Annotated in this window: 20 protein-coding genes, 1 tRNA gene and 1 pseudogene; 9 read left to right on the top strand and 13 right to left on the bottom strand. The window is 58.8% G+C overall.

Features of this window, described 5'->3' with window-relative positions:
* Positions 1-9 precede the first annotated feature (9 nt).
* Entirely contained in the window at positions 10-783 is a 774-nt protein-coding gene (locus POR16_RS24135) for an ABC transporter ATP-binding protein (RefSeq protein ID WP_053931972.1), read from the bottom strand.
* 524 nt (positions 784-1307) lie between these two features.
* Between POR16_RS24135 and gabP the strand changes: the two genes are divergently transcribed.
* The gene (gabP, locus tag POR16_RS24130) at positions 1308-2699 is read left to right on the top strand and encodes a GABA permease (protein ID WP_005896056.1); all 1392 of its coding nucleotides are present in this window, start codon (positions 1308-1310) and stop codon (positions 2697-2699) included.
* Positions 2700-2755: 56 nt separating this feature from the next.
* On the opposite strand, the gene POR16_RS24125 is transcribed toward gabP, so the two are convergent.
* The 9 genes from POR16_RS24125 to POR16_RS24085 form a co-directional block, all read right to left on the bottom strand.
* A complete protein-coding gene (locus POR16_RS24125) occupies positions 2756-3241 on the bottom strand; it encodes a hypothetical protein (RefSeq protein WP_005896058.1) in 486 nt (161 codons plus the stop codon).
* A 152-nt stretch (positions 3242-3393) separates the two neighbouring features.
* A complete protein-coding gene (locus POR16_RS24120; RefSeq protein ID WP_122346817.1) occupies positions 3394-4740 on the bottom strand; it encodes a methyl-accepting chemotaxis protein in 1347 nt (448 codons plus the stop codon).
* Between the two features lie 322 nt (positions 4741-5062).
* Positions 5063-5341: a hypothetical protein gene (locus tag POR16_RS24115; protein ID WP_005896060.1), complete on the bottom strand. Its 279-nt coding sequence runs from the start codon at positions 5339-5341 to the stop codon at positions 5063-5065.
* A 155-nt stretch (positions 5342-5496) separates the two neighbouring features.
* Positions 5497-5871, bottom strand: a complete 375-nt coding sequence (locus POR16_RS24110) for a type II toxin-antitoxin system VapC family toxin (RefSeq protein WP_005896062.1) — start codon at positions 5869-5871, stop codon at positions 5497-5499.
* On the bottom strand, positions 5868-6095 hold the full coding sequence (locus POR16_RS24105) for a type II toxin-antitoxin system Phd/YefM family antitoxin (protein WP_005896064.1): 228 nt from the start codon (positions 6093-6095) through the stop codon (positions 5868-5870). The genes POR16_RS24110 and POR16_RS24105 overlap by 4 nt, the downstream gene beginning before the upstream one ends.
* A gap of 212 nt (positions 6096-6307) precedes the next feature.
* A tRNA-Phe gene (locus tag POR16_RS24100) sits at positions 6308-6383 on the bottom strand.
* 101 nt (positions 6384-6484) lie between these two features.
* Entirely contained in the window at positions 6485-6757 is a 273-nt protein-coding gene (locus tag POR16_RS24095; RefSeq protein ID WP_002555777.1) for an oxidative damage protection protein, read from the bottom strand.
* Entirely contained in the window at positions 6754-7821 is a 1068-nt protein-coding gene (gene mutY, locus POR16_RS24090; protein WP_024690296.1) for an A/G-specific adenine glycosylase, read from the bottom strand. The genes POR16_RS24095 and mutY overlap by 4 nt, the downstream gene beginning before the upstream one ends.
* 91 nt (positions 7822-7912) lie before the next feature.
* Positions 7913-10138: an AsmA family protein gene (locus POR16_RS24085; RefSeq protein ID WP_005896073.1), complete on the bottom strand. Its 2226-nt coding sequence runs from the start codon at positions 10136-10138 to the stop codon at positions 7913-7915.
* A gap of 499 nt (positions 10139-10637) precedes the next feature.
* Here POR16_RS24085 and POR16_RS24080 point away from each other — a divergent pair, with 499 nt between their 5' ends.
* The 8 genes from POR16_RS24080 to POR16_RS24040 all read left to right on the top strand — a co-directional run bounded on the left by POR16_RS24080 (position 10638) and on the right by POR16_RS24040 (position 17938).
* On the top strand, positions 10638-12299 hold the full coding sequence (locus POR16_RS24080) for an OFA family MFS transporter (protein ID WP_005896075.1): 1662 nt from the start codon (positions 10638-10640) through the stop codon (positions 12297-12299).
* 273 nt (positions 12300-12572) lie between these two features.
* Positions 12573-13772 carry an amino acid aminotransferase gene (locus tag POR16_RS24070; protein ID WP_005896077.1) on the top strand — a complete coding sequence of 400 codons (1200 nt, stop codon included), beginning with the start codon at positions 12573-12575 and terminating at the stop codon, positions 13770-13772.
* A gap of 93 nt (positions 13773-13865) precedes the next feature.
* The gene (gene hisB, locus POR16_RS24065) at positions 13866-14459 is read left to right on the top strand and encodes an imidazoleglycerol-phosphate dehydratase HisB (RefSeq protein WP_005896079.1); all 594 of its coding nucleotides are present in this window, start codon (positions 13866-13868) and stop codon (positions 14457-14459) included.
* Complete coding sequence (hisH, locus tag POR16_RS24060; protein ID WP_005896081.1) at positions 14459-15097, top strand: imidazole glycerol phosphate synthase subunit HisH; 639 nt, start codon at positions 14459-14461, stop codon at positions 15095-15097. The genes hisB and hisH overlap by 1 nt, the downstream gene beginning before the upstream one ends.
* A gap of 4 nt (positions 15098-15101) precedes the next feature.
* Positions 15102-15362 (top strand): DUF2164 domain-containing protein, encoded by a 261-nt coding sequence (locus tag POR16_RS24055; RefSeq protein ID WP_005896084.1) that lies wholly within the window; start codon positions 15102-15104, stop codon positions 15360-15362.
* Between the two features lie 107 nt (positions 15363-15469).
* Positions 15470-16207 carry a 1-(5-phosphoribosyl)-5-[(5-phosphoribosylamino)methylideneamino]imidazole-4-carboxamide isomerase gene (gene hisA, locus POR16_RS24050; RefSeq protein ID WP_005896086.1) on the top strand — a complete coding sequence of 246 codons (738 nt, stop codon included), beginning with the start codon at positions 15470-15472 and terminating at the stop codon, positions 16205-16207.
* Positions 16208-16226: 19 nt separating this feature from the next.
* Positions 16227-16997 carry an imidazole glycerol phosphate synthase subunit HisF gene (gene hisF, locus POR16_RS24045; RefSeq protein ID WP_005896088.1) on the top strand — a complete coding sequence of 257 codons (771 nt, stop codon included), beginning with the start codon at positions 16227-16229 and terminating at the stop codon, positions 16995-16997.
* Positions 16998-17182: 185 nt separating this feature from the next.
* Complete coding sequence (locus POR16_RS24040; protein ID WP_005896090.1) at positions 17183-17938, top strand: substrate-binding periplasmic protein; 756 nt, start codon at positions 17183-17185, stop codon at positions 17936-17938.
* Between the two features lie 4 nt (positions 17939-17942).
* On the opposite strand, the pseudogene POR16_RS27185 reads toward POR16_RS24040, so the two are convergent.
* From POR16_RS27185 to POR16_RS24030, 3 genes and pseudogenes are all read right to left on the bottom strand, one after another.
* Positions 17943-18068: pseudogene (locus POR16_RS27185) on the bottom strand (serine protease); the annotation flags it as partial.
* Positions 18069-18135: 67 nt separating this feature from the next.
* A complete protein-coding gene (locus POR16_RS24035) occupies positions 18136-18918 on the bottom strand; it encodes a divergent polysaccharide deacetylase family protein (protein ID WP_024670402.1) in 783 nt (260 codons plus the stop codon).
* Positions 18919-18921: 3 nt separating this feature from the next.
* Complete coding sequence (locus POR16_RS24030; RefSeq protein WP_005896096.1) at positions 18922-20259, bottom strand: S41 family peptidase; 1338 nt, start codon at positions 20257-20259, stop codon at positions 18922-18924.
* Positions 20260-20262: the final 3 nt, after the last annotated feature.

Raw genomic sequence — 20262 nt, 5'->3', positions numbered from 1 at the left:
GTTGCTCCGTTAGCAGTGACTCGACATGAATTGTTTGCACCGTGCCGACAGCGGGTTTTCGAACACTTGCTGTGGTGTGCCCTGTTCTTCGACCATTCCCTGATGCAAAAACACCACTTCACTTGATACCTGACGCGCAAAATTCATTTCATGGGTCACCAGCAGCATGGTCCGGCCTTCTTCAGCCAGTGCGCGAATGACGTTGAGCACTTCCTGAACCATCTCTGGATCGAGTGCCGAGGTCGGTTCATCGAACAGGATAACCTTTGGCTGCATGGCCAGTGTGCGTGCAATGGCAGCCCGTTGCTGCTGGCCCCCGGAGAGTTGAGCGGGGTAGACGTGACGCTTGTCGGCGATCCCGACCTTGGCCAGCAGCGCTTCTGCCACCTCGATGGCTTCGGCCTTGCTCTGACCGAGGACGCGACGCGGGGCTTCGATGATGTTATCGAGCACGCTCATGTGCGGCCACAGGTTGAAGTTCTGAAACACAAAACCGATCTGGCTGCGCAGGCGGTTGATCTGCCGGTTATCGGCAGCAACCAGTTGGCCATTGCGCGCTGGCTTGAGTTTCAGCTCTTCGCCCGCCACCAGAATCTGGCCCTGATGGGGGTTTTCCAGCAGATTGATGCAGCGCAGCAACGTGGACTTGCCGGAGCCGGAAGAGCCGAGGATCGAAATGACGTCGCCATCGCGTGCCGTCAGCGAGATGCCTTTAAGCACCTCAAGCTGATCGTAGCGCTTGTGCAGGTTGCGTATTTCCAGGGCGGGCGTGGCCTCGGCCATGTGGGGACCTCATTGAAGTGTGCGCTCTTGCTGCGCGCGAACGCCAAGCTAGCACAGCGGTTGAAGCGCAACCATCGGCATGTCATTGCCTTGGTGAAGGCATTCGCCGGGGTATCGCGTCGCAGCAGCAGACTGTCGAAAAGCGGCATGCACGATGCCGGGTTCAGGCGGTCGTGCGCGAAAAAGGCGCGATGTTGCCAGCTTTGGCCGGGGGTTGGAAGCAGCTTTTGCTTAGCGGCAACGCGCAGGCTGCACCATATGCGAGCCGTCGGTAGCGGGTGGCGCACTTTTAGTGCGCATATGTAGACGAATCTGAGGCAATCGGTAACAAATCCTACACACGGCGTATATAAGTCGTCTTCGGTTTCACTTGGCGGTTCACGCCACAGGCCGCATATTCTGTGAGCGACGTCGTTTTCGAAATATTTTGGCGCAATTCTTGCGTCAAATATAAAGAACGGCACCGTAGGTTTCTCTTTACGTAACGCTTCGGTGTGTCTCGCTCGTCTTGCACAGGTGGTTTTATGAGCAATCCCGCTAACTCTTCCGAGCTCGAACAAGGGCTGAAACCTCGACACATCACGATGCTGTCGATCGCTGGCGTGATAGGCGCCGGTTTGTTCGTAGGCTCCGGCCACGCGATTGCAGAAGCCGGGCCTGCCGTGCTGCTGGCGTATGCCGCGGCGGGTACGCTGGTGGTATTGGTGATGCGCATGCTGGCCGAAATGGCCGTGGCCTCGCCGGACACCGGTTCGTTTTCGACCTATGCCGATCGTGCCATCGGGCATTGGGCCGGTTTTACCATCGGCTGGCTGTACTGGTGGTTCTGGGTGCTGGTGATCCCGCTGGAGGCCAACGCTGCTGCAACTATTCTGCATGCATGGTTCCCGAACATCGCTATCTGGATGTTTACGCTGGTCATTACCCTGCTGCTGACCGCAACCAACCTGTTCAGTGTGAAAAACTACGGTGAATTCGAGTTCTGGTTCGCGCTGATCAAGGTCGTGGCGATCATCGCGTTCGTGGTGCTGGGTGTGGCGGCGATCTTCGGCCTGTTGCCAACCAGCAACGTCAGTGGCGTCAGCCATTTGTTCGACACCGGTGGCTTCCTGCCCAACGGTATGGGCGCGGTACTGGCGGCGATGCTGACCACCATGTTCTCGTTCATGGGCACCGAGATCGTGACCATCGCAGCGGCTGAGTCCAAAAACCCGGGCAAGCAGATCACCAAGGCCACCAACTCGGTGATCTGGCGGATCTTCCTGTTCTATCTGGTTTCGATCTTCATCGTTGTTTCGCTGGTGCCGTGGAACGATCCGCGTCTGGCTGAGGTGGGTTCGTACCAGACCGTACTTGATGCAATGGGTATTCCGAACGCCAAGCTGATTGTCGATCTTGTAGTACTGGTGGCAGTAACCAGTTGCCTGAACTCGGCGCTGTATACCGCCTCGCGCATGCTGTTTTCGTTGGGCAAACGCGGCGATGCACCGGCATTGTCAAAGCGTACCAGCAAGGGCGGCACGCCACACTGGGCGGTGATCATGTCGACGGCGGCGGCGTTCCTGACCGTATTCGCCAACTACATCGCACCGGCTGCCGTGTTCGACTTCCTGCTCGCCAGCTCCGGCGCCATCGCGCTGCTGGTGTATCTGGTGATCGCCGTCTCGCAACTGCGGATGCGTCAGAAGCGTATTGCGGCGGGTGAGGCCATCGACTTCAAGATGTGGCTGTTCCCGTGGCTGACCTGGTTGGTGATTGCGTTCATCGTTGCAGTGCTGACGATCATGCTGATCCAGGAAGAACACCGCATCGAAATCATCGCCACCGGTGTGCTTAGCCTGCTGGTGATCGGTGCCGGCCTGCTCGTCTCGCGCCGTCGCAAGGACGGACGTGTGGGCGCCGCTGCGCTAGGCTGATCAGGCGCTTTGCGAGCTGACTGTCGTGCTGACGCCATGCGTCGGCACGATCTCGATCAGCGTGCAGCTTTGGTATCTCTCTTCATCAGCAGGTCCGACGCCAGGGTGTAGTCCTTCTGGAAGGCCGGGCTTTCGATCCATTCGATTGCGGTGTCCTCGTCTTCATCGTGGTACATGGCGCGGTACACAATCAGCAAGCCCATCATGAAGTCCGTGGCCGGGTCTTCTTCCTCTTCGGAGACGACCAGTGCCAGCACCGGATACTGCAGGAAGACCACGCACAGCGCGAGTTGGCTGATGTCTTCGGCGGCTTTCATCGCCAGAAACAGGTCGTCATAGTCGGCCGGGTCGAAACCATTCTCGACGATGTCGCTGAAGTCGAAGGTATTGAGGTCGAGTTCAACGTCATCGAACGGCTGATTGACCAAGGCAGAAGCAAATACCGGGTGGACGAGGCTGGTTGTGCCCTTGCCCGAACGGTTCTGTTTGGCCTTGATCTTTGCGCGCTTGGCGCGTTTTTGCTGTTTGTCTGGCGAGGCCATGAACGTTCCTTTGGCTGGCTGTTAAGTGCAATGGCCGCTATTGAAGCGCAGACCGGCCCGATAACCAAGCTGCTGGCCAAACACAGTGCAGCCGCCAGGCAATAAAAAACCCGCCGAGCGCGGGTTTCTTATGGTTGGCGATTAACGATGCGTCATCGTTTGCCCGGCTCGGCGAACGCTTCAGCCTCGTCCATGCGATTGGCGAACATGTTCACGGCTTCGACCGCATCGCTCGCGCCGTCACGGATCTGGACGATGACCTGTCCGGCCTGGTCGGCCAGTGTCACACCTCGAATGGCACCTTCCTGAGTAGCGTCCATGCTCGCCACGGCGTCGCGCGTTTCGGCGAGGATCTTGCCGATCATTTCAGCGATCTCTGCGGTGGAGCCGCTGGTGCGGCCTGCCAGTTGCCTGACTTCGTCGGCGACTACGGCAAAGCCGCGACCCTGATCGCCGGCACGCGCTGCTTCGATTGCTGCGTTGAGCGCCAGCAGGTTGGTCTGATCGGCAATGCCCCGAATGGTGTTGACGATGGCGGTGATCTGCTCGGAGCGTTCCCCCAACTGGCTCACCAGCTTGGCCGACGCACCGATGTTTTCAGCGATCTGGCGCATTTCCCGGGCGGTTTCCTGAATGACCAGAGTTCCCTGTTCAGCCACTTTCTCGGTTTCTGCCGAGATATGGTAAGCGCGCGAGGCACCGTGGGCGTCGGCTTCCTGCTTTTCGACCCGGTGCGTGATGTCGCTGGCAAACTTGACGATCTTGTAGAGCTTGCCGTCTACATCGAAAACCGGGTTATAAGTTGCTTCAAGCCAGACGACCCGGCCATGTTTTCCGAGGCGCTTGAACTGGTCGCCGATGAACTCGCCGTGGTTCAACTTGCGCCAGAACTCGGAGTACTCGGGGCTGTTGGCCAATGTCGGTTCACAGAACGACCTGTGGTGTTTGCCTTTGATTTCCGCCAGCGCATAACCCATGACGTTAAGGAAGTTGTTGTTGGCAGTGATGACGTTGCCATTGGGCTCGAATTCGCAGATGGCCATGGCCCGGTCTACCGCTGCGAGCTTGCTGTTGGTTTCGTTCTCGAGCATTACGCGCTCTGTCACGTCCAGAGCGTACTTGACCACTTTGAACACATTGCCTTGCGCATCGACAACCGGGTTGTAGCTGGCTTCAAGCCAGACACTGTGGCCGTTCTTGTTGAGGCGTTTGAATGTCCCGGAGATAAACTTGCCGGCCTTCAAAGACGTCCATAGGTCAGTGTATTCGCGGCTGCGGAGCAGTGTCGGGTCGCAGAAGTCACGGTGTGTCTTGGTTATCAGCTCTTCAGCCCGATAGCCCATCGTCGCCAGAAATTTATCGTTGGCACGCAGCACCTTGCCGTCGAGGCCAAGCTCGACCACCGCCATTGATTTTTCCAGCGCATTTGTCAGTCCTTTGAGTCCATCTACCTCGGCCTTCATGGCTGTCAGTTCAGCTTTGTTCTTGTTCCCGAACATAACCTGCCCCTTGGTGTATTTGTGGACTTGCGTGAAAGGGTATCGACACAAAAGGTTGCGACATTAATCAGCCAAGGCGAGTCTTCAGGGGAAATATGGTGAGAAATTTTGGCGTCAAAAAAGACAGATGCGTTCGAGCGGTGAACGCTTCGCTTTACGAGGGATGGAAGGCCTCTGCCGAATGGCCATGCAGGCCTGCAATTGCCAAACGCCAGGCAAAGAAAAGCCCGCGATGGGGGAGCGGGCTTAAGGATTCACACTTGGGAGCAGCTCTACAATGACCTGTCGCCTGTGAAAAGTTTGTGAAGAGTTTTCACTGTTTTCACTTTTTTTCCGGCTGAATGGTGTTGGTCACTTCAGAGGTCGGCACGAAGGTCTTCGACTCTTCGGCGGCAGCTTCCTTGGACGCAGCTTTGTCCTTGGCAGCTTCGGTATTCTCTTTGGCAGCCTCGTTCACCTTGTCCTGAGCAGATTCCATCTTCTCCTGGGATTTTTCCTGATGGGCCTGAGCGTCTTGTGCTTTCTGCTCGGACTTGCTGTCGCAGGCAGCCAGACTCAGAGTGGCGGCGATGATGAGGGCAGAGGCAGTTAACTTGAGCACGTCGTGTTCCTTGTGAAAGCAAATGTATGGCTTCGAGGGCGGACGGGGAAAATTAGTTCAATGGGATGGAAGTGCTCACAGCTCTGGATGGCGCGTCTCGGTGCCGAATTTAGTCTCGATCAGAGGCCTAATGGCTGTTCGGAAAGCATGTGGATTCAAACGATGATGGTGTGAGGGTAGGCGTGCATGGCGCTCTCATGCGTGACCAGAGTAATACCCTCTGCAAGTGCCTGAGCAACCATAATTCGGTCAAATGGATCGCGATGATGGTTTGGCAGGCTGGCAACGGCCAGCCCGTGAGTAGAGGTGATGGGTAGCTCCAGATAACCTGCGTCTATAAGTTCTTTGCGCAGCAGTGCGGGGTTCACGCCTTTGCGCTCTGCACCTTTTATCGTCAGTTCCCATATGCTCGCTGCACTGAAATATAAGGTGTTGGCCTCATCGTCAATAAGTTGGGCGGCCGCCGCGGAGAGCTTGGTATTGCAGGTTGCAGCCCATATTAGAATGTGCGTATCGAGCAGCAGCTTCATTCCTTGCCCTTAAAAAGCTCTGTAATTTCTGCGTCCATGGCATCCGAGGCTTCTGCGTCAAACGTCACGTGGCTTAACATTCCTCTGCGCTTGGGTGCAGAGATGGGCACCAGCTTGGCAACCGGTATGCCTGCTTTGGCGATAATAATGGTTTCGCCACTCGCTGCTGCGTCGACCAGCTGCGAGAAGTGGGTTTTGGCTGCATGGATGTTATGGGTTTGCATGGTATAGCCTCCCGTTACGTAGGGGCTTATCTTGGTCCAGTAGGTGGACTAAGTGAAGAGCGTTACATCCGAAGGTTAGGCAATGCTTTATCGATTGGGGGCAGTCGCGTCAAAGAAGATTGCAGGGCTTAGCCCCAGACAGCAAAAAGCCCGCACGAGGCGGGCTTTTTGTGTGCTTTCAGGTGTGCTTGGCATCACCCGAAAACGGAAAGTGGTGCCCAGAGACGGAATCGAACCGCCGACACGGGGATTTTCAATCCCCTGCTCTACCGACTGAGCTATCTGGGCAACGGGGCGCATTAGACGTGTTTTTCAGGAGGTCGTCAAGCGTGTTTTTTAAAAAATTTGAATTATTACCGACGCTTACGACCTTCACTGGGTGAAACGCTTTATTTTTCGGGGGGTACGTAGCCTTCGGCCTGAGCGTATTCTTCGCCCGAGAGAAACTTGTCCATCTCGGTCTGGAGGAATTTGCGGTCTTCGGCGTTCATCATGTTCAGACGACGTTCGTTGATCAGCAGGGTCTGGTGTTTCTGCCAGTCGGCCCAGGCTTTCTGCGAGACGTGGTTGAAGATATCTTCGCCTTTGGCGCCTGGGTACGGGGCGCGCTCCAGGCCGGGCAATTCTTCTTTGTATTTGCGGCACATTACGGTACGGGTCATGACGACTCTCCTGCGTTCAATACGTCGGCTGCGCGTTTGAGCAGCTTTTTCACCGGGGCAGCAAGGCCCAGGCGTGGCGGGGTGGCGAGGTTATACCAGAGCCAGTCGGCCTCGGCCACGTGATGGGCCGACTCCTGGACATTGATCAGCCAAGGTTCGATGCTCAACTGGAAATGACTGAAGGTGTGGATCAGCTCCGGCAGTGCGTGATGTTCTCCCAGCTCCAGGGCGTGCTGCGTGGCCAGATGTTGCAGGTCGGCGAAGTCATCCAGCTCCGGCAGGCTCCACAGGCCGCCCCACAAGCCGCTGGAAGGGCGGCGATAGAGCAGAATCGCGCCGTCGCCATTGGCGAGCATCGGCATGAGCGTGCGTTTCTGCGGGACGGTCTTGCGCGGTTTGGGGATCGGGTAGCGGGTCTCCAGGCCGAGCATGTGCGCCTCGCAACTGCGCTCCAGCGGGCAGAGCAGGCAACTGGGCTTGCTGCGTGTACACAGCGTTGCGCCGAGGTCCATCATTGCCTGGGTGTAGTTGTTGACGCGGCTGTGCGGTGTAAAGCGTTCGGCGGTGGCCCAGAGCTGTTTGGCCACCTTGGGTTCGCCGGGGTAGCCCTCTTGCGCAGTGAAACGCGCCAGCACGCGTTTCACGTTGCCGTCGAGAATCGGCGCGCGTATACCCATGCTCAGGCTGGCGATGGCGCCTGCGGTGGACAAGCCGATACCCGGAAGCAGGATCAGTTTTTCAACGTCACGGGGGAACTCGCCCTCGTGATCGGCAACCACGATTTTTGCGGTCTTCTGCAGGTTACGGGCGCGGGTGTAATAGCCCAGCCCGGTCCACAGGTGCAGTACTTCGTCCTCGGGGGCTTCGGCCAGCGCCTGCACGGTCGGCAAGGCCTCCATGAAACGGTCGAAGTAGTTCAGGACGGTGCTGACCTGCGTCTGCTGCAGCATGATTTCCGATACCCATACCCGATAGGGCGTGATGCCTTGTTGCCAGGGCAGGTCATGCCGGCCATGGCGGTCGTACCAGTCCAGCACGGCGCTGGAGAATTGTTCGGGTTGCATGGCCGGGTTGGCTCTCGTTGTCGGGGTGTGAAGAGGGTTGCCAATGCAGCGGAGCGCCAGAGGATGGCGCTCCTGCACTGCTGGCTGTGGCTCAGCGTTTGAACAATCCCTTGAGCGCGTCCTTGAATTCCGGGCTGACCTTGTCGCCCAGTTTCTCGTTCAGCTTGTCTTCAAGCTTTTCGCTGATCCGGTCGCCGGCCAGTTTTGCGGCGATCTGGCCGACGCCGTCCTTGTCCAGTCGGCAAGCCTTGGCGCCTAGTTCCAGCGGGCCACGGCACTGCACCGGCCATTCGATGCCGACGAAGCGCGGGTTGATCTCGCAAGCGGGGTCCGGCATGTCGCTCTTGTCGCCTTCGACGATGATGCCGACGCGGTAGTTCATGCCCAGCACGCGCAGGTCCACATCGCCATTGCCGTTGACGGTCATGCCGGGAATCCGGACCTTGAGGTCAGGGTTGCTGGCCACGCCGTTGCGCACCACCAGATTGCCGTTCAGCTGCTGGAAGGGCGTGTCCTTGGCGCGCGGTTCGCCGGTCAGTGGCTTGCGATTCAGGGTCGAAATGCCCTTGCACAGCTGCTGCTCGAGGTTGGCATTGACCAGCACGCCATTGTGGAGGGCAAAGCTGGCGGTGCCGTTCAGGCTGTCGATCAGGGCTTTTTCACTGTTGCCCGTGCCGGTCAGGTTGCTGTCCAGGGTCAGCAGGCCGCGTACCGGCGGCGTCTGGCCCTGGCTTTCCAGTACCCGCTCGACCGGCACTTTGGCAATGTGCGTCTGCACACTGGCGACGGGAATGTCGGGCCGGGCGTCCAGGTTGCCTTTGACCTCGAAGTTGCCGTTGTAAAGATCGCCGCTCAACGTATCAAGCTTGATCACGCCACCGCTGGCCTGGGTCTTGAAAGCGGCGTTATCGATGGGCAGCTTGTTCAGCGTGAGCTTGCCGAAGCTCAGCTCAGCCTCGACGTCCAGCGTGCGCAAGCGCTCCAGTGGCAGCAGCTTTGTGGTGCTCCAGGCGGTCTTGGTCGGTTGCTCCGGCAGTGGCGAGTCGCCAGCTACGGCGGCAGCTTCGCCCGACTGGACTTCGGCTTTGCGGGCGGCCTTGGTGCCTTTGCTTTCTTCGCTTTCGGCGGGGCGATAGCGGTCGGCATTGAAGGTATCGCCCTTGAGCTGGACGCGCAGCGCCTGCTTGGCGAAGTCATCGACGGCGATGCGCCCGGTGAAGCTGCTGTCGTCTACTTTCAGGTTGAGGTTTTCCAGCGCAAGGCTGGTAGGCGTACCAGCGAGCCTGGTGACCATCTCGACCTTGCTCAGTGCGCCGTCGGTCATGGCCGGAAGCGGCTGGCCGATGCTGTCGAGGAAGGTGCGCAGATCAAGCTGGGCAATGGACAGGCCACCACTGATCTGTGGGGTTTTATCCAGATCGCGGGCGCGCAGTTCGCCCAGCGCGCGCAGCTGGTTGGCTGACACTTTCAGGCTGTTCCATTCGGCAATGTTCGCGGCGAGATCTACCAGCAACTGGCCTTGGGCAGAGAAGGTGACGGTTTTGCCTTGCAGCGGCTCGCCTGCAACTTCGCCGGAAAGGCGCATGTCTTCGAATTGATAACGTTTGAGCACGCGATCCATGCGCAGTTGGCCGACCAGTTCGGTCTTGGTGCGCACGACGGGCTGGTTGGTGCTGAGGAACGCGGTGAGTTTGATCGGTATATCAGAGGCTTCACGAATCGGGCCGGTGCTCAGCTGGATACTTTCAGCTGTGAAGGTGCGGCCTTTTCTGGCATCGCTGTAGTCCACGCGTGCGTTGTTGACCGTCAGGCTGTCGATGTCGAGCCTGATTGGCTGGGCAGGGCGATCCGTTTTAGGTGCGTCTGGTGCTGGCGCGGGTGTCGAGTCGTCAGATGCTGCGGTAGCCGCGACAGCGGGCTTGCCGATGTCTTCCCAGTTGCCATGACCGTTTTCATCACGGTGCAGCATCAGGTTCAGGCCTTCGACACGGATATCGCTCATCTGCACCTGGCGGCGAAGCAACGGCAGGACTCGGACCGACAGGCCGAGCATCTGCACATCGGCAAATGGCTGGTCGGGAGCGGTCAGGGTCGCTACATGGGCGTCGTTCAATTCCAGGCCGAGCCAGGGGAACAGGCTCCAGCCGATATCGCCATTGAGCGTCAGCTCGACGTTGGCCTTGTCGCGTGCCAGTTGTCGAATCTCGTCTTTATAGTCGTTGGGATCAAACAGGTGGGTCAGGGCGAAGCCGAGAGCCACGATGATCAGCAACAACCCGAGAATAAACAGCCCCAGGATTTTGCCGAACGCTTTCATGGGCGAGTCCTTGTGTCGATGTTCAAAAATTAGCCCGAGAGTATACCGCTCCGGGGAGCATCCCGGGCCCCGGATGCCGTTATTGCCCTTCAGCGCCCTGCTCGAAAAATGGCGCACCCTTGCTGCACGCACTGGGTGTACGGGAAAACCAAGAGGGCGGTGCCGCGTGATGGATCTGCCGGGTATTTTTCATGTATCGGGCAGATCGGCAAGTTAGTTGCCCCACTAACGTTTGAGCAGGCTATCTGTACCGGTTAATTGAGGGCATCTATGGGGTAATAGACTGCATGGATTAAGGTGCTGATATTGTTGATAAAAAGCATGTAAGAAGATGCTCTTTTGCCATCAGAGAGTGATAGTCTCCGTTTTTGTTGGGTTGGGTGCGTCTTTTTGTCACGTATCTGAATAACCTGCCGATAAAACAGACATGGCCGCTCGGCATGGAGTCTGTGGCGGACCAGCGGACCATCTGCGAGCTTCACACATTGGGGTAATTATAATGAGCACAAGCACAGCCTTGGGCGGCGAAGCCGTTCAGCCTGCGTTCTTGTCCAAAGAGCGCATTATCGCCAAGCCCGGGTTCAACCGTTGGCTTGTTCCACCAGCAGCACTGGCAATCCATCTTTGCATCGGTATGGCCTATGGCTTCTCGGTGTTCTGGTTGCCGCTGTCCAAAGCAGTCGGTGTTAGCGCACCTGTTGCCTGCACCCCGGACATGGGTTTCTTCGCGCAGATGTTTGCGTCGACCTGTGACTGGCAGATCTCCATGCTGGGCTGGATCTACACGCTGTTCTTTATCTTCCTGGGTTGCTCGGCTGCCATTTGGGGTGGCTGGCTTGAGCACGCAGGTCCACGCAAGGCCGGTGTTGTTTCGGCACTGTGCTGGTGTGGTGGTCTGCTGATTTCTGCGTTGGGTATTTACACGCACCAGATCTGGCTGATGTGGCTGGGGTCGGGTGTAATCGGCGGTATTGGTCTGGGGTTGGGTTATATCTCTCCGGTATCGACCCTGATCAAGTGGTTCCCGGACAAGCGTGGCATGGCTACCGGTATGGCGATCATGGGCTTTGGTGGTGGCGCGATGGTGGGCGCTCCTCTGGCCACTGCGCTGATGGGCCACTTTGCATCGGCTGAAAGTGTGGGCGTCTGGCAGAGCTTCGTGGTGATGGCGGCGATCTACTTTGTCTTCATGATCGGTGGCGCTCTGGGCTACCGCGTTCCGCCTACCGGCTGGAAACCAGAAGGCTGGACCGCTCCGGCCGCCAAGGCCAAGAACTCGATGATCACCAACCGTCACGTGCATGTCAGCGTGGCCTGGAAAACTCCGCAGTTCCGTCTGGTGTGGCTGGTGCTGTGCCTGAACGTATCGGCCGGTATCGGCATCCTGGGCATGGCTTCGCCGCTGTTGCAGGAAGTGTTCGCCGGTAAGCTGCTGGGCAACGATCTGACATTCAGCCAGCTCAATGCCGATCAACTGAAAGCCATTGCTGCGATTGCTGCGGGTTTCACTGGTCTGTTGAGTCTGTTCAACATTGGCGGTCGTTTCTTCTGGGCTTCGTGCTCGGACTACATCGGTCGCAAGGCAACTTACTTTGTGTTCTTCGCGCTGGGCTTCCTGCTTTACGCGTCGGTTCCGACCCTGGGTCATATGGGCAGCATCGCGCTGTTCGTTGCGGCTTTCTGTGTGGTGCTGTCGATGTACGGCGGCGGTTTCGCGACTGTTCCGGCGTATCTGGCTGACCTGTTTGGTACGCAGATGGTCGGCGCGATCCACGGGCGTCTGCTGACTGCATGGGCGGCGGCGGGCGTACTGGGTCCGGTATTGGTCAACTACCTGCGTGAGTACCAACTCAGCCACGGTGTTGCGCGTGCCGATGCTTACGACATCACGCTGTACATCCTCTCGGGTCTGCTGGTGATAGGCTTTATCTGCAACCTGCTGATTCGTCCGGTTGCCGACAAGTACTTCATGACCGACGCCGAACTGGCTGTTGAACAAGCCATCGGCCACGACAAGGGCGCCAACGCCAGCACTTCGCTGGAGTGGAAAGCATCCGACAGCAGCAAGCCACTGGTCATCGCGGCCTGGCTGGCCGTCGGTATCCCGTTGGCGTGGGGCGTCTGGATCACCCTGCAAAAGACCGCAGTGCTGTTCCACTAAAAGCCTGCCGGTAACAGAAAAGCGCTTGCACCTCGGTGCCGGCGCTTTTTTTTTTGCGGACGCAGAGCGTCCAGAACGGCATGCCCACGCGGAGCATGGGCACGATAGTGATCTGACTGACGACTCTCGTTCCGCACGTTCCAGCGTGGGAATGCCTTGCGTGACGCTCTGCGTCACCCATCTGCGGCTCAATGTGCTCGAAGCTCTGCCCGTTCCCTTGCAGACGCTGCTACATTAGCAACCCCTGATTTATTGCCTGAAGGAGTTGTTTGCATGCTAGCCCACGTGGAGTCATACGCCGGTGATCCGATCCTTTCGCTGATGGAAACCTTTGGCAAGGATTCGCGTGCGGACAAGGTCAATCTGAGCATCGGTCTGTATTACGACGCCCAGGGTCGTATCCCGCAGTTGGCATGTGTAGCAGCGGCGCAACAGCAACTGGCCCAAGGCGAGCAGGTGGCTTCGGTGTATCTGCCGATGGAAGGCCTGGCCGCTTATCGGCAGGCGGTGCAAACCCTGCTGTTTGGTGCTGATCACCCGCTGGTGCAGGCTGGCCGTGTGGCCACTATCCAGACCGTGGGTGGTTCGGGCGCGTTGAAGGTGGGGGCTGATTTCCTCAAGTATGCGTTCCCGAACTCTCAAGTCTGGGTCAGTGATCCGACCTGGGAAAACCACTTGGCGCTGTTCGGCGGGGCGGGCTTCAAGGTCAACACCTACCCGTACTTCGACGCGCAGACCGGCGGAGTCAGGTTCGAGGCCATGCTCGACACCGTGCAAAGCCTGCCCGCGCAGAGCATCCTGTTACTGCACCCTTGCTGCCACAACCCGACCGGCGCCGACCTGTCGGTTGCGCAGTGGGATCAGTTGATCGAAGTAGTCAAGGAGCGTCAGCTCATCGCGTTTCTGGACATCGCCTATCAGGGCTTCGGCAAGGGCATGGACGAAGACGCCTATGCGATCCGTGCAATGGCCGATGCGGGTGTCACCACGCTGGTCAGCAACTCGTTCTCGAAAATCTTTTCGCTGTATGGCGAGCGTGTCGGCGGGCTGTCGGTGGTCTGCGAAGACACCTCGTCGGCTGCCAACGTATTCGGCCAGCTCAAGGCGACTGTGCGCCGCAACTATTCCAGCCCGCCTGCACATGGCGCATTTCTGGCTTCCAAAGTGCTCAACACACCGCATTTGCGTGACCAATGGCTGAGCGAAGTCGAAGCCATGCGTCTGCGTATCATCGACATGCGCACGCGGCTGGTCTCGGCACTGGCGCAGAAAGTCCCCGGGCGTGATTTCAGCTTTATCCTCAGGCAGAGCGGGATGTTCAGCTACACCGGGTTGACACCGCAGCAGGTCGACGAGCTGAAAGACGTTCACGGCATTTACATGCTGCGCAGCGGCCGAGTGTGCATGGCGGGTCTGAATGAAGGCAATGTCGACAAGGTGTGTGACGCCATCGCGAGCCTGTTCACTCACTAAAATGCCCTGCTGGTCGTCTGTTTGCTTCATGGCGAGCGCTTCTGGGCCTATAATGCTCGCCTTTTTTCGCCCAATGATTTTGCGGAGCTGGTGATGGTCGAACGTAAGGCGTACGTCGAGCGCAATACTCTGGAAACCCAGATTAAAGCCTCGATCAACCTGGATGGCACCGGAAAGGCCCGATTCGATATCGGCGTGCCTTTTCTTGAGCACATGCTCGACCAGATCGCCCGGCACGGGCTGATCGACCTGGACATCGAGTGCAAGGGTGACCTGGCAATCGATGACCATCACACGGTCGAAGACGTCGGGATCACCGTGGGTCAGGCTTTCAGCCAGGCCATCGGCGACAAGAAGGGCATTCGTCGTTATGGCCACGCCTACGTGCCGCTCGATGAAGCGCTGTCGCGTGTGGTCATCGACTTTTCCGGGCGTCCGGGCCTGCAAATGCATGTGCCGTATACCCGCGCCACGGTTGGCGGCTTTGATGTGGACCTGTTTCAGGAGTTCTTCCAGGGCTTCGTGAACCATGCCAACGTGACGCTGCACATCGACAACCTGCGCGGCACCAACACCCATCACCAGATCGAAACCGTGTTCAAGGCCTTTGGCCGTGCGCTGCGCATGGCGGTCGAGCTGGATGAGCGTATGGCCGGGCAAATGCCATCCACCAAGGGTGTGCTCTGATGCAGACGGTTGCGGTCATCGATTACGGCATGGGCAACCTGCACTCTGTCGCCAAGGCGCTGGAGCATGTGGGTGCCGGTCGTGTGCTGATTACCAGTGACGCCCAAGTGATTCGTGAAGCCGACCGTGTCGTATTTCCGGGCGTCGGCGCGATTCGCGACTGCATGGCCGAGATCCGCCGTCTGGGCTTCGATTCTCTGGTCAGGGAAGTTAGCCAGGACCGCCCGTTTCTCGGTATCTGCGTAGGTATGCAGGCGTTGCTCGACAGAAGCGAAGAGAGTGGTGGCGTGGACTGCATCGGCCTGTTCCCCGGCCAGGTGAAGTTCTTCGGCAAGGACCTGCATGAAGAGGGCGAACACCTGAAAGTGCCGCACATGGGCTGGAACCAGGTGGCGCAAGCCGTGGATCACCCGCTGTGGCACGACATCCCGGACCTGGCGCGTTTCTACTTCGTACACAGTTTTTACATTGATGCCGCCAACCAGCGTCAAGTGGTCGGGCGCGGCCACTACGGTCTCGATTTCGCCGCAGCACTGGCCGATGGTTCGCGTTTCGCGGTGCAGTTCCACCCTGAGAAGAGCCATACCCACGGCCTGCAATTGCTGCAGAACTTCGCCGCCTGGGATGGTCGCTGGTAAGCGTATGAACAAAGCAAAGGGCAAGCCGCCGATCCTGACCCTGTCGCCTGAGCATGAGCAGCAGGCAATCGACAAGCTCAAGCGCCTGTTTGCCGATCGCTTCGAGCTGGAACTCGGCTCTTTTGAAGTGGCGGAAGTGCTTGAGCTGTTCACGCGCGAGATCGCTCCGCATTACTACAATCGCGCCATTTTCGATGTTCAGCAGCACCTTAAAGAGCGGTTCGAGAGCATCGAAAGTGATCTCTGGGCACTCGAAAAAAATTGAATAGAAGCGGCTTCGAGCTTCCCGCCCCAGGCCGCAAGAATCAATGAGTACGCATACTTGCAGCTAATCGCTTGCAGCTTGCCGCTCTTTTTGACCAAGGAAAAAGCATGCTGATTATCCCTGCTATCGACCTCAAAGATGGCGCCTGCGTACGTTTGCGTCAGGGCCGTATGGAAGATTCCACGGTCTTCTCTGATGACCCGGTGGCGATGGCTGCCAAGTGGGTCGACGGCGGCTGCCGCCGTCTGCATCTGGTCGACCTGAACGGTGCGTTCGAAGGTCAGCCGGTCAACGGCGATGTGGTTACTGCCATCGCCAGACGCTACCCGAACCTGCCGATCCAGATCGGCGGCGGTATTCGTTCGCTGGAAACCATCGAGCATTACATCAAGGCCGGCGTGAGCTACGTCATCATCGGCACCAAGGCCGTCAAAGAGCCCGAGTTCGTGGCCGAAGCCTGCCGTGCGTTCCCCGGCAAGGTGATTGTCGGTCTGGATGCCAAGGATGGTTTCGTCGCCACCGACGGCTGGGCTGAAGTCAGCACCGTGCAGGTCATCGACCTGGCCAAGCGCTTTGAGGCCAATGGTGTAGCGGCGATCGTGTACACCGACATCGCCAAAGACGGCATGATGCAGGGCTGCAATATCCCGTTCACTGCTGCATTGGCAGCCGCCACGAGAATCCCGGTCATCGCGTCGGGCGGCATTCACAACCTGGGCGACATCCAGGCGCTGCTGAACGCCAAGGCTCCGGGCATCATTGGTGCCATCACCGGTCGTGCGATTTACGAAGGCACGCTGGATGTGGCCGAAGCGCAAGCGCTCTGTGACCGCGAACAACGCTGAATAGCTGGAGATTGACCCTGTGGCCCTAGCCAAACGCATCATTCCTTGCCTGGACGTCGACAACGGTCGAGTGGTCAAGGGCGTCAAGTTCGAGAACATTCGCGACGCTGGTGACCCGGTGGAAATTGCTCGCCGTTATGACGAGCAGGGTGCTGACGAAATCACCTTTCTCGACATCACTGCCAGCGTCGATGGTCGTGACACCACGCTGCATACGGTCGAGCGCATGGCCAGTCAGGTGTTCATTCCGCTGACCGTGGGCGGTGGCGTGCGTACTGTGCAGGACATTCGCAACCTGCTCAATGCAGGCGCGGATAAAGTCTCCATCAATACCGCTGCCGTGTTCACGCCCGAATTTGTCGGTGAGGCCGCCGCGCGTTTCGGCTCGCAGTGCATCGTGGTTGCCATCGATGCCAAGAAGGTCTCCGGCCCGGGCGAAACTCCGCGCTGGGAAATCTTCACCCACGGCGGACGCAAGCCTACCGGGCTCGATGCCGTGCTTTGGGCGAAAAAGATGGAAGAGCTGGGCGCCGGCGAAATTCTGCTGACCAGCATGGATCAGGACGGCATGAAAAACGGCTTCGACTTGGGTGTTTCCCGCGCCATCAGCGACGCGCTGGGGATACCGGTCATCGCTTCGGGCGGTGTCGGCAACCTGGAGCATCTGGCTGCCGGTGTGATCGAAGGCCATGCCAGTGCAGTACTGGCTGCCAGTATTTTTCACTTCGGCGAATACACCGTTCCCGAGGCCAAGGCTTATATGGCCAGCCGCGGTATCGTCGTGCGGTAGGCAATTGCGGCCATAAAGCGAGCGTCGCGTGTTTCAGACCTGGTTTGAAAGATTCGGCGCTCGTTTCATTTCGGTCCTTTGCGGCGCGGGTTATTGCTTGCAAGCGACATCGCAGAGTACCGGGCTAGACAGTGCACCGGGTTACCGGCACTCTGCATGCGTCGTTCACGATCGAGTGCCGGAACATGTTCAAACGTCTATTTCTTGCCCTGATCGGGGTCGGCGCCTTGCTGAGTGAGGGGGCTCGGGCCGACCCGTCACCGCCTTATTCAATGGTGCTGCTGACCGAGAACTTTCCGCCATTCAACATGGCGATCGATGGCAAGAATTTCGCGCAGGAAAACAACATCGACGGTATCGCCGCCGAAGTGGTGCGCGAGATGTTCAAGCGCGCGAACATCGGTTACAGCATGACCCTGCGCTTCCCCTGGGATCGCGTTTACAAGCTTGCTCGCGATAAGCCGGGCTACGGCGTATTTTCCACCACTCGCCTGCCCGAGCGGGAGAAGCTGTTCAAATGGGTCGGCCCGGTGGGCTCCTACGACTGGATAATGCTTGCGCGTGGCGACAGCCCCATCACCCTGACTTCACTGGAGCAGGTCCGCGATTACAAAGTGGGTGCCTACAAGGGCGACGCCATTGGCGAGCGTCTGAACGCCATGGGCCTGAATCCGATCCTTATGCTGCGTGACCGGGACAACGTCAAGAAGCTGGCCAACGGGCAAATCGACCTGTGGGCGGTGGGCGATCCTGTAGGGCGCTATCTGGCGAAGCTCGAAGGCGTTACCGGGTTCAAGACGGCGTTGCGTTTCAACAGCGCCGAGTTGTACCTGGCCGTGAACAAAAGCACGCCTGACGAAATCGTCACTCGGCTGCAAAAGGCCCTCGATCAGATGCGCGCCGAAGGCTGGGTTAATGCCGTCAAGGCGCGCTATCAGTAACCGCTCAGCCTGCGGCAGGCACCAGATCTTCACGTAAAGCGGAAGGCTGTCTGTTGATGCCGTGGGCGTAGGTGCATATTTTCATCGGCAGCGACTTTGCGCGGAACGTCAGATTGCTTAGTTGGGTCTTTTAGCCCCTAGCCCTGACGCTCACGACAATCAGGAAAACGCACAGACGCGTTTCATGATTCGCAGAATCAGCGATACACCCCGTTCTTGCCATGCCCCGCACTTGCGTGATTGCCCCGTTCGCCGATCATGCTGCGCAGATCGATCCATTCCACGCCTTGGGCCTTGAGTTTGGGCAGCTCGCGCTCGAGTACGTCCAGCGTGACAGGGTAGGGGTGACCAATCACAACGACCGAGCCCTGTTTGTGAGCCAGTTCGATTGCCGTCTGTAATTGCCGGGTAATGGCTTCGGCCGTGCGCTCATCGTCCAGAAATACGTCGCGAGACACGCTGGCCAGACCGATACGCTGCGCTTCGGCGGCGGCCACTGTTTTTGCGCTGGTGCGGCTGTCCACAAAAAACAGATGACGCCGCTGCAACTCGGCCATCAACCAGGCCATGGCGACTGGTTCGGCGGTCATGCGGCTGCCCATGTGGTTATTGATGCCGGCAGCATAAGGCACCTTCAGCAGCGCCGCATTGAGACGGCTTTCCAGTTCGGGCAATGGCAGTTCCGGGTGCCAGGCATATGGCCCGGTGGCTGGGTCCATCGGCATGTGCAGCATCACCGTCTTGCCTGCGCGATGTACCTGGCGGGCAAAGTCAGTGGCGTGCGGCGTATCAGGCATGATCGCCAGCGTTACCGGGCCGGGAAGCGCCAGCGTCCTGCTGTCGCGATCTGCATTTTGTCCCAGGTCATCGATGATCAGGCTGAGGTACGCTTTTGAGGGTTTGTCAGCCTGCGCGACTGACGCTGCGTGGGCAGCGCCAGTGATCGAGAGTGCCAACAACAAAGAGCCGAGTAAGCGCATCCGTCAATTGCCGCGGGTGATGCTCAGCCCCTTCAGCAGGCTGAGCGCCTGGCTGAGCTGGAAGTCGTCATCCTGCGGACGCGCCTTGGCTGCTGCACTGCCTTTAACGGTCGGCTTGTCGGCGCCGCCATTGCCGTTGCCCAAGTGACCCATCAGGTCGGCTTCCTTGTAGTTCTCGCCGTCCGCTTCGCTGGTGACCTTGGCCCGACGTACCACGATGTCCGGGTTGATACCTTGAGCCTGAATCGAGCGGCCGTTCGGCGTGTAATACAGCGCCGTGGTGATTTTCAAGGCGCGGTCGTTGTTCAGCGGCAGCACGGTTTGCACCGAGCCTTTGCCGAACGTGTCGGTGCCCATCAGGATGCCGCGTTTCTGGTCTTGCAGGGCGCCGGCGACGATTTCCGATGCAGAGGCGCTGCCGCCGTTGATCAGCACCACCAGTGGCACGCCTTCGCTGGCGTCTGCCGGGTCTGCCGAGAAACGCAGCTCAGAGTTGGCGATGCGGCCTTTGGTGTAGACGATCAGACCTTTGGTGAGGAAGTGATCCGCCACTTGCACCGCCGACTGCAGCACGCCGCCCGGGTTATTGCGCAGGTCGAGAATCAGGCCGCTCATCTTCTTGCCATTGTCCTTGCGGAATTTGGCCAGCGCCTTGCCGACTTCGTCACCGGTCTTGACCTGGAACTGAGTGATGCGGATGTACCCGTAGCCGTTCTCCAGCATCTGCGCCTTGACGCTCTTGACCTGAATGGTCGCCCGCGCCAGCGTCACGTCAAACGGCGTGCCGCCGTCGCGCACCAGCGTCAGGGTGATCTTTTCGCCGATCTTGCCGCGCATCTTGTCGACCGCTTCCTGCATGTTCTGGCCTTGGGTCGGCGTGCCATTGATCTTCACGATCAGGTCGCCTGCCTCGATGCCAGCCTTGGAAGCAGGGGTATCGTCGATGGGCGAGACCACTTTGACGAGACCGTCCTCGACGCCCACTTCGATGCCCAGGCCGCCGAATTCGCCGCTGGTGCTTTCCTGCAGCTCCTGGAAATCTTCCGGGCCGAGGTAGGCAGAGTGCGGATCAAGGTTGCTGAGCATGCCCTTGATAGCGTTTTCCAGCAGTGTCTTGTCGTCCACCGGCTCGACATAGGCCGCCTTGACCCGGTCCATGACCTCCGCAAAGGTACGCAGCTCGTCCAGCGGCAGCGGCGGCTTGGCAGTGGCATTGGTTTTGGCGGGCGTGACTGCTGCAGGCGTGGCTGGCGCGGTCTTTTCGGCAGCTTGCGCCAGAGGCGCGCCGATAACGATGGCAATCGCCAGGGCCAGCGAGGTGAGGCGGGACAAATGCAGCATGTC

Source organism: Pseudomonas coronafaciens pv. oryzae str. 1_6 (genome assembly GCF_000156995.2).
Taxonomy (GTDB): Bacteria; Pseudomonadota; Gammaproteobacteria; order Pseudomonadales; family Pseudomonadaceae; genus Aquipseudomonas; species Aquipseudomonas tremae.
This window is presented reverse-complemented; position numbering and strand designations above follow the sequence as displayed.

Excerpts from the sequence above, each read along its gene's own strand:
- POR16_RS24135 (WP_053931972.1), bottom strand. The coding sequence starts at position 783 with ATGGCCGAGGCCACGCCCGCCCTGGAAATACGCAACCTGCACAAGCGC.
- gabP (WP_005896056.1), top strand. The coding sequence starts at position 1,308 with ATGAGCAATCCCGCTAACTCTTCCGAGCTCGAACAAGGGCTGAAACCT.
- POR16_RS24125 (WP_005896058.1), bottom strand. The coding sequence starts at position 3,241 with ATGGCCTCGCCAGACAAACAGCAAAAACGCGCCAAGCGCGCAAAGATC.
- POR16_RS24120 (WP_122346817.1), bottom strand. The coding sequence starts at position 4,740 with ATGTTCGGGAACAAGAACAAAGCTGAACTGACAGCCATGAAGGCCGAG.
- POR16_RS24110 (WP_005896062.1), bottom strand. The coding sequence starts at position 5,871 with ATGAAGCTGCTGCTCGATACGCACATTCTAATATGGGCTGCAACCTGC.
- POR16_RS24105 (WP_005896064.1), bottom strand. The coding sequence starts at position 6,095 with ATGCAAACCCATAACATCCATGCAGCCAAAACCCACTTCTCGCAGCTG.
- POR16_RS24095 (WP_002555777.1), bottom strand. The coding sequence starts at position 6,757 with ATGACCCGTACCGTAATGTGCCGCAAATACAAAGAAGAATTGCCCGGC.
- mutY (WP_024690296.1), bottom strand. The coding sequence starts at position 7,821 with ATGCAACCCGAACAATTCTCCAGCGCCGTGCTGGACTGGTACGACCGC.
- POR16_RS24085 (WP_005896073.1), bottom strand. The coding sequence starts at position 10,138 with ATGAAAGCGTTCGGCAAAATCCTGGGGCTGTTTATTCTCGGGTTGTTG.
- POR16_RS24080 (WP_005896075.1), top strand. The coding sequence starts at position 10,638 with ATGAGCACAAGCACAGCCTTGGGCGGCGAAGCCGTTCAGCCTGCGTTC.
- POR16_RS24070 (WP_005896077.1), top strand. The coding sequence starts at position 12,573 with ATGCTAGCCCACGTGGAGTCATACGCCGGTGATCCGATCCTTTCGCTG.
- hisB (WP_005896079.1), top strand. The coding sequence starts at position 13,866 with ATGGTCGAACGTAAGGCGTACGTCGAGCGCAATACTCTGGAAACCCAG.
- hisH (WP_005896081.1), top strand. The coding sequence starts at position 14,459 with ATGCAGACGGTTGCGGTCATCGATTACGGCATGGGCAACCTGCACTCT.
- POR16_RS24055 (WP_005896084.1), top strand. The coding sequence starts at position 15,102 with ATGAACAAAGCAAAGGGCAAGCCGCCGATCCTGACCCTGTCGCCTGAG.
- hisA (WP_005896086.1), top strand. The coding sequence starts at position 15,470 with ATGCTGATTATCCCTGCTATCGACCTCAAAGATGGCGCCTGCGTACGT.
- POR16_RS24040 (WP_005896090.1), top strand. The coding sequence starts at position 17,183 with ATGTTCAAACGTCTATTTCTTGCCCTGATCGGGGTCGGCGCCTTGCTG.
- POR16_RS24035 (WP_024670402.1), bottom strand. The coding sequence starts at position 18,918 with ATGCGCTTACTCGGCTCTTTGTTGTTGGCACTCTCGATCACTGGCGCT.
- POR16_RS24030 (WP_005896096.1), bottom strand. The coding sequence starts at position 20,259 with ATGCTGCATTTGTCCCGCCTCACCTCGCTGGCCCTGGCGATTGCCATC.